This is a genomic window from Pseudoalteromonas sp. SG43-6, from assembly GCF_014164365.1.
GTDB lineage: Bacteria > Pseudomonadota > Gammaproteobacteria > Enterobacterales > Alteromonadaceae > Pseudoalteromonas > Pseudoalteromonas rhizosphaerae.
The window spans coordinates 1-13,224 of record NZ_JACJEZ010000052.1 but is presented as its reverse complement, the minus strand read 5'-3'; the positions used below and the strand labels follow the sequence as shown (position 1 = coordinate 13,224).

Below are 13,224 nucleotides of genomic sequence, written 5' to 3'. Positions count from 1 at the left end.
TTAACTTACATACATGTTCTGTAAAACGAAGTGATTCAACAAGAAAACAAGGATAAAAGTAACCATTAACTAGTTAGTAGGAAATTTTGCGATTAACTCAGGTACTATGTTGAGGTAAGGGTATAAGTTCTTCTTTGAGCTGAATTGGTTAACTCCATGTTTGTCAAAATAGCTGTCTTAACAAAATTTGTGCCAGCTCTTTTTTATTTCTAATAACTTCCACACAGTAGTCACTTTTTATCTAACCATTTGTTCATAGCTTGATCGTAGGCGTCGGTTACTTTTGTTTTAGCACAAGTGGTGCCTACTAAATAACTATCTGGTAGGTCACTTTTTGGCATTACACCAGCTCCTATCGATACCTTTTTAAAGCAGTTATCTCCGAGGCGATAGATAGTTAATTGCATGCTTTGCTTTTCAACTTTTAATGGGTCTATGCTGGTTTGCTGGTGCTCCTTTGGCACAGTAATACGCAGTGGTTGTGCTAAAGCTTGTGACGTTGGAGGTGTTGATGGGAATGTATTTTGCTGTTGCTTTAGTATGCTCTTTAAACCTAATTTAAGGTCTATTTTTTTATAGCTGTTAGAGTCTGTTTGTGCCTTGGGCGTTACAGGCTTTATTGTTTTTTTAATTTTTACAATCGTGTTTGCAGCAGGAATAATTGGTTTTTCAAGCTTTTTCAACAGCGTGGCTTCGTCGTGCTGGTTGCTCTTCTTTTCTATTGTAGGCAATGACTTAGGCAACGCCATACTAACCATGTATGCTTTAATTGGGGGAGTATCTATCGCTACAAATTTTGGGGTTTTAACACTCATTAATATTGAAAAAATTATCCCGTGGAGCAGTAATGAAATAATAAAAGGCCAGCGCCACGTTGTCACAATATTTGTTCCCTAAACAATAAGTGTTCCCTATAACACTAATTTAATATGACCACATAGGCGCTACAAAGTTCCTAATATTAACACTATGTTATTATTTTTCTTAGCATTGACCAAATATTCAAACTCTTGTTTGAAAATGGATGTAATAAGAATTATGCAACTGCTCATTATCAATAACCTTAAATCAGCTAGAGAAAATGAGCATGTTGTAGCATATCTCACTACGGGCAAACTTTATTGTCTCTGCACAAGCTAACAATACTGCCCTGCTGCGAAGCCGCAGCTCCACGCGTATTGAAAATTATAGCCGCCTAGCCAACCGGTTACGTCGGTTACTTCACCAATAAAGTACAGCCCTTGGGCTTTTTTCGCTTCAAAGGTTTTTGAGCTAAGTTCGTCGGTGTCTATACCGCCTAGAGTTACTTCCGCTGTGCGGTAACCTTCGGTGCCGTTGGGTTTAATTTGCCAGTTATGAATGTAATTAGCTAGCTCGTCAATTTGGCTATGGGTGAGCTGATTTACATTGCAATCTGGAATAGCTTTACTCTCATGCAGTATTTCAATAAAGCGTTTTGGCAAAATAGTCGCTAGGCTATTTTTTAATGATTTTTGTGCTTGGGTTTCTCGCCATGTTGCTAATTGCTCTGTTAAATCAAGCTCTGGTAACAGGTTTATAGTCACTGCTTGCCCTGCTCGCCAAAATGAGCTGATTTGTAATATAGCGGGGCCTGATAAACCACGGTGAGTAAATAGGATGTTTTCTTTAAAACTTGTGCCGTCTTCACTGCTGACGATACATGGCACGCTAATACCCGATAACCCTTCAAAGCGGTCCTTATCATGTTGGTGCAAGGTAAATGGTACAAGTGCTGCCATGGTCGGTAATACTTTTAAGCCAAATTGCTCAGCAATTTTATACCCTATTGGTGTTGCGCCTAGTTTTGGCATGGTTAAGCCACCAGCGGCAACAACGAGTGACTCACAGCTGTATGACTGTTGTTCTGTGATCACGAGATAGCCAGTAGCGGTTTTTTCAACGCTAAGCACTTCGTTACGCAGCGCAACATTAACACCCGCCCACTCGCACTCAGTTAGCAAAATATCAACGATATCTTGTGCGCTATTGTCGCAAAATAACTGCCCAAGGGTTTTATGGTGATACGCCAAACCGTGTCTGTCCACCAGCTCAATAAAATCATGCTGGGTATAACGGCTTAAACACGATTTTACAAAGTGTGGATTACCACATAAATAATTCTCAGGGCTGGCGTTTTCATTGGTGAAGTTACAACGTCCGCCGCCGCTGATGAGAATTTTACGACCAGGCTTTTTGCCCATATCAAGCACTGTAACACTGCGGCCACGGTATCCTGCTTGTGCTGCACACATTAGACCTGCGGCTCCGGCACCGATCACTATTACATCTACTTGGGTCATTTGTTCATCTCATGAGGAAATTTTTGCAATTGTAGCAAATTTAAAAGTACAAACTGAGCGGTATTTCACTATTTTATTATTAACAACAAAGTCTGAAAAAATAAATGTTCACCTCGCTATTCTACAAATTAATTAATACTTTATAACCACTACAACAACATAATAAAAGTCATAAAATCGTATTTAGCCATATAAACATCCCGATATAACTAAAATAGAGACATTAATAATAAAACGTTATTTTAACTATTTTAACAGATCATTTACTTTTGTTCCCCTTCACGACAATTCATCGTGAAGCTTAATAACAATCTAGGGATAATTATGACAACAAGAAAAACATTTAAAAAATGCGCTGTAGCGCTTACTGTAAGCGCAATATTTGCAGCGACATCAAGCATGGCAAATCCTAGCGAAGCAATAACACCATCTATTGCTGACATAACAACAAAACTACAAAGCCAAGCTCCTCTCGGTACACGTTTTATCATCAAATATAAAAATAACGCTGATGAAATGAGCACAATGTCGGCTGCTGAAACTAGCCCACAAATGATGAATAAAAAGGCCCAAGGCTTTGTTAAAAACTTTACTAGTAAAAAAGGAAAAGTTAAGGCGCAATATATCCGTGCAATGGCGTTGAGCAACCATCATGTTATGCGTGCAAATAAAAAACTAAGCGCTGACGAAGCCCAACAATATATGCAAGAAGTAATGGCTTCAGGCAATGTTGAATATATTGAAATCGACCAAATGTTAAAACCATTTGCAACGCCTAACGATCCTCGTTATGACGACCAATGGCATTACTATGAGCAAGCTGGCGGATTAAACCTTCCAACTGCATGGGATACCGCAACAGGTAGCGGTGTAACGGTTGCAGTACTTGATACAGGTTATCGCCCACATATTGATCTTGATGCCAATATTTTACCTGGCTACGATATGATTTCGGATACGTTTGTTGCGAATGACGGCGGCGCACGCGATAGTGATGCACGCGATCCTGGTGATGCAGTTTCTGCCGGTGAGTGTGGTAATAATAACAGTGCACAAGGTTCAAGCTGGCACGGAACCCATGTTGCAGGTACTGTTGCAGCCGTTACGAATAATGGCGAAGGTGTTGCTGGTGTTGCTTATGATGCTAAAGTTGTTCCGGTACGCGTACTTGGTAAATGTGGTGGTTTAACATCTGATATTGCCGACGGTATTATTTGGGCATCTGGCGGTTCGGTATCTGGCGTACCTGCTAATGCTAACCCTGCTGATGTCATCAATATGAGTTTAGGTGGCAGCGGCTCTTGTAGCTCAACAACACAAAACGCGATTAACCAAGCACGTAATAACGGCACTGTAATTGTCATTGCCGCAGGTAATGATAACGACAATGCTAACAACTATAACCCTGGTAACTGTAATGGCGTAGTAAATGTTGCATCGGTTGGTCGTAATGGTGGGCGAGCTTACTACTCAAACTATGGTACATCTATCGATGTTGCAGCACCTGGTGGTGCGCAAAGCTTTGCTAATGATTCAGAAGGTGTTTTATCTACACATAACTCAGGTTCATCAAGCCCTTCTAGTGACAGCTATCATTACTCACAAGGTACATCGATGGCAGCACCTCATGTTGCTGGTGTTGCTGCTCTTATTAAACAAGCAAAGCCAACTGCAACGCCTGATGAAATTGAAAGCATATTAAAATCAAGCACTCGCTCATTCCCTGCCACATGCAATAACTGTGGTACTGGTATTGTTGACGCTGCAGCCGCAGTTGCTGCTGCAAGCGGTGGTACTACACCACCGGTTGGCGGCAATGAGTTACTTGATGGCCAAGCTCAAACGGGCCTAAGTGGCGCTGCGAGTAGTGATACTTTTTATACAATGACTGTACCAAGTGGCGCAAGTAATGTGACTTTCACTATGAGTGGCGGAACGGGAGATGCTGACTTATATGTACGCTCAGGTAGTAAACCCACTACATCAACTTATGATTGTCGCCCTTATAAAGGAGGTAACAGCGAAGAGTGCTCTATAGATAACCCAACTGCTGGCACATACCATGTAATGGTACGTGGTTACTCGACTTACTCAGGCGTTAGTTTAGTGGGTAATTTAACAACCTCTGGTAGTAGCGGTAATCCACAAGCTGGCGGTGGCACAATCGCAGATATTACGGCTAATGCAGGGCAATGGAAACATTATACCCTTGATGTTCCAGCAGGAATGGCAAGCTTTACCGTAACAACGTCGGGTGGCTCTGGTGATGCTGACTTATTCGTTAAATTTGGCAGTCAACCAACCAGCTCTAGCTATGATTGTCGCCCTTACAAAAATGGTAACGCTGAAACATGTACGTTCAGCAATCCACAAGCGGGCACTTGGCACATGAGTGTGAATGCGTATAAAACCTTTGCCGGTTTAACGCTTGACGCACAATACCAGCCTTAATTAGCAATAAGGCATAGGGTTTGTATTAAACTCTATGCCTATAAGTGCTATTTGCCAGTTCCCTTGGTAACTTTGGCCGAATGAAAGTTCGGCTTTTTTAGCTCTTTTTTAAAGCTTTTCAAGTACCGCTTCTGCGCGACTTACTGCAAACTCTTTATCTTGTTCAACAAATAAACCTGTGACTTGCTGATCTTCAACAATCATTGCATAACGCGTTGAGCGTACACCACCAAATGCAGCAGTGTCTTTATCTAAACCAAGTGCTTTGGTAAAGCTAGCATCGCCATCGGCAAGCATCTCGATTGCTTGAGCATTATGTTGCTCACCCCATGCTTTCATTACAAACGCATCGTTTACTGATACACAGTAAATAGCGTCAACGCCTTTGGCTTTTATTTTATCTGCTAGAGTAATAAATTCAGGTAAATGTGCATTTGAACACGTAGGTGTAAACGCGCCTGGCACTGCAAATAACACCACTTTTTTACCTGCAAAAAGTGTTTCATTGGTAAGTGTTTGCATACCGTCGTCAGTAAGCTGTGTAAGACTAACAGCTGGTAATGTTTGACCTTGAGAAATCATGATATTTCCTTTTAAAGTGATGGGTTTTGAACAACACCAAAATAGCACAAAAGCGCAACCAACCCTAACATCGTGTTGCGAGTAATTGTGCCTTTGCAAGCAAAGTTACAATCCTAAACTACTGCGAATAGTATGCATTTGCTGCTGTAAACGCTGATGAATATCAGCCACTAATAAACTGGATTCACTCACCTGCCCTTTCATACTTTGCATTGACTGGCTGAAGTTTTCTAACAATGAGTTTTGCTGCTTTGCCAACTCCATTGCATCAAAAGCGACTTTGTTAGCATCCTGTGCATTATGAGCTACCCCTTCGGAGTTTCGTTTCAGCTCTTGGGCATTATCGGTTTGCAATTGAGCATCATCAGCTAATGCTGATATTTGCGTTGACACCATAGTTGAGTTTTCACTCAATAGATTGAGCTGGTTATTAATATCACTCAGCGAACCTTGTGTTTGCCGAGCTAACTTGCGCACTTCATCTGCAACCACAGCAAAACCACGGCCATGTTCACCTGCGCGCGCTGATTCGATCGCAGCATTGAGTGCCAGCAAATTAGTTTGATCTGCAATATTGCGGATCACTTCAATAACTTTCCCTACATCTTGTACACCACTGAGCAACTCTTGCAAGCTATGTAAACCATGCTCCACCCGCTGTTGTGTATTTGAGCTAGCACTGAGCATGTTTTGGGCAAACCCTAAACTTTGCTCCATTGCTGAAAACGTATGCTTGGCGTTATCTGCTACTTTGCCGTTTATATCGTTTACTTGCTCACCAATATGTTGAATATCAGCCAATAATTCTTGATTTTGTTCAACTTGATGATGACTGGCATCTGTTTGCTGACTTATCGTATGTAGATGCTCGCTCATTTCTTGCATAAAATCGTTAATCACCTTGAGCATTTGTGCACGCTCTTCAGCCTCTAACCGTTGACGCTCAATTAACTGGTTAAAGTAACTAGCTATTTCACCAACTTCTGTTTTTGAGTTACTACTTTCAATATTTTTTAATTCGTTACTTTCGATTAAAAATGCAAAGCCATCACGTAGTTGACGAAGCGGGGTTAATACTTGATTTCGCTGTACAAAGTAAACACCAACAGCCAATACAACCAACATGCCAATGGCAATGCAAAACACTACGAATACTCGCTGCTTTAACGTACCTTGCTGAATTTTAAGTTGCTGCTCAGCATTTATCACCGTGTCAGAAAGTGTACTGATCTGTTTGCGCAGAGCCTGTATGCCTGTTTGACGCTGCTGAGCTTGTGCAATGGTGTTCTCTAAATCACGTGGGTAGCGGTTCGGCCAGCTTCTTAGCTCTGCCTTAATTTCACCGGCTAAATCTTCGGCTTCTTCATCTATAAACAAACTATCTTCATCAACTTCACTCATAACGCCCAAGTTTTCAAGCTCGTCAATCTGCTTTGCTAAACGGTTTAAGTTAGCAATACTTTGTTGTAAGTTGGTTTGTGTGTCTTGATCAAAACTAAGCATTAGCTGATAAGTAAACAACGACAAATTTGTCACTTCGCGGTAGTAATCACTGGCAAGCTGATAATAAGCCTGCGCGTTAGTATTTTGTTGCCCTGCTTTGTTAGCATAACCAATCAAGGAAGATGCTGAGCCCGCCATTTGCCTAAGTGCATTATCAAGCAATGCTGTTTCATTACCTGAAAGTTTACCTAAAGCACGATACTTACCTTTTATATCAGTATCGAGTTGGCTTAATTGCAGATCTAACTGTTGTTTTAAATCAATTGGTAAAATGGCAAGTTGGGTGTCTTTTACTTGGCTAATTAAATCCGACGCTTTCCCTAAATACTGACTATCGCCCTGTGCTAAGTAATCTTCTAGTAAGCCTTTTAAATCAACAAGTATTTTATTTTTTAATTGATTATAAGATTGGTCTTGTTGTTCGAGTTTAACTAAGGTTTGACTTGCCCAGTACAAGGTTCCGCCTAACAGCAGGCTAGCCAATGCCAGCAAAATAGCCAGCAACCGAGTGAATGATGACACGCGCATGAAATTAAATTCCTTTGGGTAACTGCGCGTACACTATTAACTATTTATGACAATTTAATGAAAGCCGATATGAAACACTTATAACTTTATAGGAACAAAAATAAAAAATACGAATAAAGCTTCACACCATGGCGGCTTTGACATACACATCAAAGCGATTCTTTTTGGTTTTTATTTGCATGCTTGGCGTTTGGTTGTTTAAAAACGGTGCGTAGTCGGGGCGTTTAACTACCACTCGCTTGCTGGCAAGTGGGTAGGCAAATGCGAGTAAGTCATCAGCATCATTATCTGCGCCAACCAAGTCTTGAAACACCCGCATTTCTTTTTTAACCAGTGCTGACTTTTCACGGTGTGGAAACATTGGATCCAAATAAACCACATCTGGCATACTTTCGCATTGCGCGAGTAAGGTATGACTGGAGCCAAACACTAGGCTCATGTTTTGCTTCATCCACGGACCAATTTCATTATCGCTATAAGCACGTTGCAAACCATCATAAAGTAATGCTGCAACAACCGGATGGCGCTCATGTAAAATCACTTTACAACCCAGCGATGCTAACACAAAACCATCACGGCCAAGCCCTGCGGTCGCATCTAGAACAACGGGGGTCGCTCCTTTATTTAAACCCACCGCTTTAGCAATTGATTGCCCTTTACCGCCACCGAATTTACGCCGATGAGCAACAGCCCCAGTTACAAAGTCAACGCTAATAGCGCCAAGTTTTGGTTCATCGGTTTTTCGTAAGCTTAAGCCTTGATCATCATAATGAAGTGAAAAGCCTTCGCTTTGTGCCGCCCACTCAGCGAGCCCAAAACGCAGCTCAATTTCATTAAGATAAGGACGTACTTCTTTAAAAGGACACTGTATAACCAAAATAAACTCCGACCGTAAATAGCTTGCGAAGTATATCAATTGCTTAACGCTATAGCACTAAAATAGCTCAATATCAGTTTGCGAAGTAACGTCTTGAGAGTGCTCTGACGCGGCTGTGTTGCTCAAGCTTTCTATCAATTCGCTGCGCGATTCAATAATGTGATTGAGCTGATGCTTAATAAAAGCCAAGTCATCATTCAAGATAGTTAACTGTAATTGTGTTTGCTCTAATTGCTCAACCTGCAATGCCAACGCTTGGTTCGCAGCAAAAGCGGGATCTTGCTGCATAAGTGCACGTAATTCAGATAACTGAGTTGTCAATTTAGCTACGGTTTCTTCACGCGCCTCGCTACTGACAAATAATTGCGAAGAAAGCTCATTAAAAGCATTACCAACCGCATGCGCTTGGGCTAGCGCCATTTCCTTTACTTCCATATCTTGAATTTTGGCATTGGTCACCTCCAAAATATGCGGGAATAAATCTTTATAGCGACCATACAGCACAACATCATCTAAAGGCATATTTTTAATTAAAATAGACACTTTCGGGTAATTAACAATAGTACGACTACTAAAATCAACAAAGCGATTAGAGTAACGGTGCTTTTCTAATAACTCTTGCTCTAACGGACAAACACCACCGTCATCAGTACACACAACTCCTACATCTTGATACCAAAATGCCACAACCACATCGAGATTCAGCGGTCGGAAGAATTCAAAAAAATAGGCCGATAATGATTGCACATCATGGGCGTGATAGGTTTGCCCAACATAACGCATTATGCGCCCCATATCGCCGGAGTCAGTCATGGCGATTTCAGCAGTGCTCTGCGCGCGCGCAACATCATTTTTTAACTTAATAGAATGCTGACGATATTGATACAACACCCGAATACGCGCCATTAATTCTTCTGCATTAAAGGGCTTTACAATGTAATCGGCAGCACCGGCATTATAACCTTTAACACGTTCTGGTAATTCGCTTTTACCCGACAAAAACATCACTGGAGTATCTTTGGTTTGCTCATTACTTTTCAGCTCACGACACACTTCGTAGCCTGTTTTACCCGGCATTTCAACATCCAATAAAATAATGTCAGGGCTATATTTATAAGCTTGCCTTAAACCTTCTTCGCCATTTTTAGCATGAATTAACTGACAAAACCCCGCTAATGATTCCTCTATTACACGATGAACATATTTATCATCATCAATCGCCAGTACCAGTTTTGTCATGCCCAATTCCTTTTTATTAATTACTTAAAAAAGCATAGTACGGAGCCCTGATTTTGCGACAATTTATTACTCTAAATAGTAAAAAAGCGCCAAACGGCGCTTTTCAAGATTAAATATACGTAGTGCTTAAGCTGCAATACCACTGTGGCGCAATAGTGCATCGACACTTGGCTCACGACCACGGAAGTTTTTAAACAACTCCATTGGCTCTTCACTGCCGCCTTTTTCTAAAATATGCTGCATAAAGGCTTGCCCAGTTTCTGGGTTAAAAATACCTTCTTCTTCAAATTTGGAAAACGCATCAGCTGAGAGTACTTCGGCCCATTTATACGAATAATAACCTGCGCTATAACCACCAGCAAAGATATGGCTAAAACCATGTTGAAAACGGTTAAACTCTGGTGCTTTAACAACTGATGTATGGCTACGTACTTCATCTAAACGCGCTTGAATTTGGCATTCTTCACCCGCTTGATAATCGTTGTGAATTCTAAAATCAAATAACGAGAACTCGATTTGACGCAGCATTTGCATGCCTGAGTTATAGTTTTTAGCTGCTAGTAGTTTATCCAATAACTCTTTAGGCAATGACTCGCCCGTTTCATAGTGACCTGAAATAAAGTTAAGTGCTTCTTCTTCATAACACCAGTTTTCTAAAAACTGACTTGGCAGCTCAACGGCATCCCATGCAACACCATTAATACCCGCAACTGGCGCGGCATCAACTTGGGTTAGCATATGGTGAATACCATGGCCAAACTCATGGAATAAAGTGGTGACTTCATTATGAGTAAACAGTGCAGGCTTATCGCCTACCGCTTTATTAAAGTTACACACTAAATACGCTACAGGCGTTTGTAACTCGCCATTGGCGCGTACTTTGCGACCCATGCAGTCATCCATCCACGCACCACCGCGTTTGTGATCACGCGCGTATAAATCAAGATAAAAACGGCCACGCAGAGTATTGCTACTGTCGTAAATTTCAAAAAAGCGTACATCTTTATGGTAACTATCAATGTCTTTTAACTCTTTAACACTAATACCAAATAAACGATTTACTGTTTCAAACAAGCCGCTTAGTACTTTATCTGCGGGGAAATACGGGCGCAGTACTTCGTCTGATATTGCGTATTTCTCTTGCTTAAGCTTTTCACCGTAATAACCATAATCCCACGCAGCGAGTTGCTCAATGCCATGTTTTTCTTTGGCGTAAGCTTGCAGCTCAGCGAGCTCTTGCTCAGCTTGTGGTTTAGATTTAGCGGCTAAGTCTTCTAAAAATGAGAATACTTGCTCTGGCGTTTCAGCCATTTTAGTGGCTAATGATTTTTCAGCATAACTGGCAAAACCTAATAGTTGCGCAATTTCATGACGCAGCGCGAGTTCTTCACTCATGATCTCAGAGTTATCAAACTGACCAGCGTGTGGGCCTTGATCAGATGCGCGTGTTGCAAATGCCGTATACGTCTCTTCGCGTAATTCACGGTTATCAGCATAAGTCATGATCGGTAAGTAAGACGGGAAATCAAGGGTAAATACCCAGCCGTCCAATTCTTTGCTTGCTGCTGTATCTGCCGCTAACGCTAACGCCGACTCAGGTAAACCTGCGAGTTCGCTTTCATCAGTAATGTGCTTTTGCCAAGCCAATGTGGCATCCATCACGTTATTGCCAAATTTAGCCGCAAGTTCTGATAAACGTGCGCTGATCTCGCCGTAGCGCTTTTGCTGCTCAGGCGCCAAGGCGATGCCCGATAATTCAAAGCTACGCAATGCATTAGTAATAGTTTTTTGTTCTGCCGTACTTAACGTTTTAAACTCATCACTGTTGTGTAGTGCGTTGTAGGCTTCATACAACCCTTGGTGTTGACCAACAAAGGTTGAATACTCTGAGATAAGTGGTAAACATTGTTCGTACGCTTCACGTAATTCATCGCTATTAACTACGGAGTTCATATGCGATACCGGAGAAAACATTCGCGATAATTTATCGTCAACTTCTTCAAGAGGTAACACTAAGTCCTGCCAAGTGAATGATTTATTAGCCAGCACTTCGTCTATTTTAGCGCGGCATTCGCTAATACCCGCTTTTAGCGCCGGCACAACATGCTCTGGCTTAATTTTTGAAAACGGTGGTAAGCCTTCAAGGCCTATTAGTGGGTTATTTTGTAAATCGCTCATGTTAGCTCTCAAATCGTTTCGAATATGATTTTTAAGTTGGGGCGTACGTCTCGAAATACAAGGGGCTTTTAACGGGTCTGCCATGTGTTATTATCAGAGAAATACGTTTTATATAAACTTGAGGACTAAAGATGGCTCAGCATTTTGATTACATTGCGATTGGCGGCGGCAGCGGCGGGATAGCGTCAGCTAACCGTGCAGCAATGCGTGGCGCGAAAGTGGCACTAATTGAAGCAAAACATATGGGTGGAACCTGTGTAAATGTAGGTTGTGTACCAAAAAAAGTAATGTGGCATGGCGCTCAAGTTGCTGAAGCAATTAACTTATACGCCCCTGATTACGGCTTTAATGTTGAAGTAAAAGAATTCAACTGGAGTAAACTAGTAGAAAGCCGTGAAGCCTATATTGGCCGCATTCATAAAGGTTACGATAATGGCCTTGCTAAAAACGGCGTAACAGTTATTAAAGGCTTTGCTAAATTTGTTGACAGTAAAACAGTCGAAGTAGACGGCGAGCACTACACCGCCGATCATATTTTAGTGGCCGTAGGCGGTCGCCCTAGCATTCCAAATATCCCAGGTGCTGAACACGGCATCGATTCAAATGGCTTTTTTGAGCTGAATGAACAACCAAAACGCGTTGCCGTTGTTGGTGCCGGTTATATCGCGGTAGAGATTGCCGGTGTACTACATAGCCTAGGTACAGAAACCCATTTATTTGTTCGTAAAAATAAACCACTGCGCACCTTTGACCCATACATCATCGACACCCTTGTTGATATTATGGCCAAAGAAGGCCCGACGCTGCATACCGAATGCTTACCAAAAGAAGTAGTTAAAGAAAGCGATGGCAGCTTAACTATCCACTTTGAAAATGGCTACAGTCAAAATGTTGATCAAGTCATTTGGGCCATTGGCCGTACACCGACGACTGATAAAATTAATTTAGTCGCAGCGGGTGTTGAAGTAAACGAAGGCGGTTACGTTAAGGTAGACGAGTACCAAAATACCACGGCTAAAAATGTTTATGCTGTGGGTGATATCATCGAAGGCGGTATAGAGCTTACCCCTGTTGCAGTAAAAGCAGGCCGTACTTTATCAGAGCGTTTGTTCAATAAAGACCTGCCAGATGATTTAAAAATGGATTACAGCTTAGTTCCTACCGTGGTATTTAGCCACCCGCCAATTGGTACCATTGGTTTAACTGAGCAAGAAGCAATTTCGCAGTACGGCAACGAGAACGTAAAAGTGTATAAATCAAGCTTTGCTGCTATGTACACTGCGGTTACTCAGCACCGCCAAGCATGTAACATGATGCTAGTGTGCGCAGGCCCTGACGAGAAAGTTGTAGGCTTACACGGCTTAGGTTTTGCTGTTGATGAAATGATCCAAGGCTTTGCCGTGGCCATGAAAATGGGCGCAACCAAAGCAGATTTTGATGCCGTTGTTGCACTGCACCCAACTGGCTCAGAAGAGTTTGTTACTATGCGCTAGCTAAAGGCTCAAGGCTCAAGGCTCAAGGCTCAAGGCTCAAGGCTCAAGGCTC

Annotated in this window: 9 protein-coding genes; 2 read left to right on the top strand and 7 right to left on the bottom strand. The window is 41.9% G+C overall.

What is annotated here, in order from left to right; genetic code table 11:
• Positions 1 to 230: 230 nt before the first annotated feature.
• Both H5201_RS18380 and H5201_RS18375 read right to left on the bottom strand, forming a co-directional pair.
• Positions 231 to 881, bottom strand: coding sequence for a hypothetical protein (locus H5201_RS18380; RefSeq protein ID WP_182768287.1), 651 nt, complete (start codon positions 879 to 881; stop codon positions 231 to 233).
• A 255-nt stretch (positions 882 to 1,136) separates the two neighbouring features.
• On the bottom strand, positions 1,137 to 2,321 hold the full coding sequence (locus H5201_RS18375; RefSeq protein WP_145238710.1) for an NAD(P)/FAD-dependent oxidoreductase: 1,185 nt from the start codon (positions 2,319 to 2,321) through the stop codon (positions 1,137 to 1,139).
• A 324-nt stretch (positions 2,322 to 2,645) separates the two neighbouring features.
• Between H5201_RS18375 and H5201_RS18370 the strand changes: the two genes are divergently transcribed.
• Positions 2,646 to 4,772, top strand: a complete 2,127-nt coding sequence (locus H5201_RS18370) for a S8 family peptidase (RefSeq protein ID WP_182785178.1) — start codon at positions 2,646 to 2,648, stop codon at positions 4,770 to 4,772.
• Positions 4,773 to 4,880: 108 nt separating this feature from the next.
• On the opposite strand, the gene H5201_RS18365 is transcribed toward H5201_RS18370, so the two are convergent.
• From H5201_RS18365 to prlC, 5 genes are all read right to left on the bottom strand, one after another.
• Complete coding sequence (locus H5201_RS18365; RefSeq protein ID WP_145238704.1) at positions 4,881 to 5,354, bottom strand: peroxiredoxin; 474 nt, start codon at positions 5,352 to 5,354, stop codon at positions 4,881 to 4,883.
• Positions 5,355 to 5,459: 105 nt separating this feature from the next.
• Positions 5,460 to 7,385 carry a methyl-accepting chemotaxis protein gene (locus H5201_RS18360; protein WP_182740614.1) on the bottom strand — a complete coding sequence of 642 codons (1,926 nt, stop codon included), beginning with the start codon at positions 7,383 to 7,385 and terminating at the stop codon, positions 5,460 to 5,462.
• A gap of 121 nt (positions 7,386 to 7,506) precedes the next feature.
• Positions 7,507 to 8,262 (bottom strand): class I SAM-dependent methyltransferase, encoded by a 756-nt coding sequence (locus H5201_RS18355; RefSeq protein ID WP_145238699.1) that lies wholly within the window; start codon positions 8,260 to 8,262, stop codon positions 7,507 to 7,509.
• A gap of 57 nt (positions 8,263 to 8,319) precedes the next feature.
• Positions 8,320 to 9,501, bottom strand: coding sequence for a two-component system response regulator (locus H5201_RS18350; protein WP_145238696.1), 1,182 nt, complete (start codon positions 9,499 to 9,501; stop codon positions 8,320 to 8,322).
• 126 nt (positions 9,502 to 9,627) lie between these two features.
• Positions 9,628 to 11,679, bottom strand: coding sequence for an oligopeptidase A (gene prlC, locus H5201_RS18345; protein ID WP_145238693.1), 2,052 nt, complete (start codon positions 11,677 to 11,679; stop codon positions 9,628 to 9,630).
• Positions 11,680 to 11,810: 131 nt separating this feature from the next.
• On the opposite strand from prlC, the gene gorA reads away from it, so the two are divergent.
• Positions 11,811 to 13,172, top strand: coding sequence for a glutathione-disulfide reductase (gene gorA, locus H5201_RS18340; protein ID WP_182740612.1), 1,362 nt, complete (start codon positions 11,811 to 11,813; stop codon positions 13,170 to 13,172).
• The last annotated feature ends 52 nt before the right edge of the window (positions 13,173 to 13,224 follow it).

What these genes read in the sequence shown, in the direction of transcription:
- prlC (WP_145238693.1), bottom strand. Translation starts at nt 11,679, where the DNA reads ATGAGCGATTTACAAAATAACCCACTAATAGGCCTTGAAGGCTTACCA.
- H5201_RS18360 (WP_182740614.1), bottom strand. Translation starts at nt 7,385, where the DNA reads ATGCGCGTGTCATCATTCACTCGGTTGCTGGCTATTTTGCTGGCATTG.
- H5201_RS18365 (WP_145238704.1), bottom strand. Translation starts at nt 5,354, where the DNA reads ATGATTTCTCAAGGTCAAACATTACCAGCTGTTAGTCTTACACAGCTT.
- gorA (WP_182740612.1), top strand. Translation starts at nt 11,811, where the DNA reads ATGGCTCAGCATTTTGATTACATTGCGATTGGCGGCGGCAGCGGCGGG.
- H5201_RS18350 (WP_145238696.1), bottom strand. Translation starts at nt 9,501, where the DNA reads ATGACAAAACTGGTACTGGCGATTGATGATGATAAATATGTTCATCGT.
- H5201_RS18370 (WP_182785178.1), top strand. Translation starts at nt 2,646, where the DNA reads ATGACAACAAGAAAAACATTTAAAAAATGCGCTGTAGCGCTTACTGTA.
- H5201_RS18375 (WP_145238710.1), bottom strand. Translation starts at nt 2,321, where the DNA reads ATGACCCAAGTAGATGTAATAGTGATCGGTGCCGGAGCCGCAGGTCTA.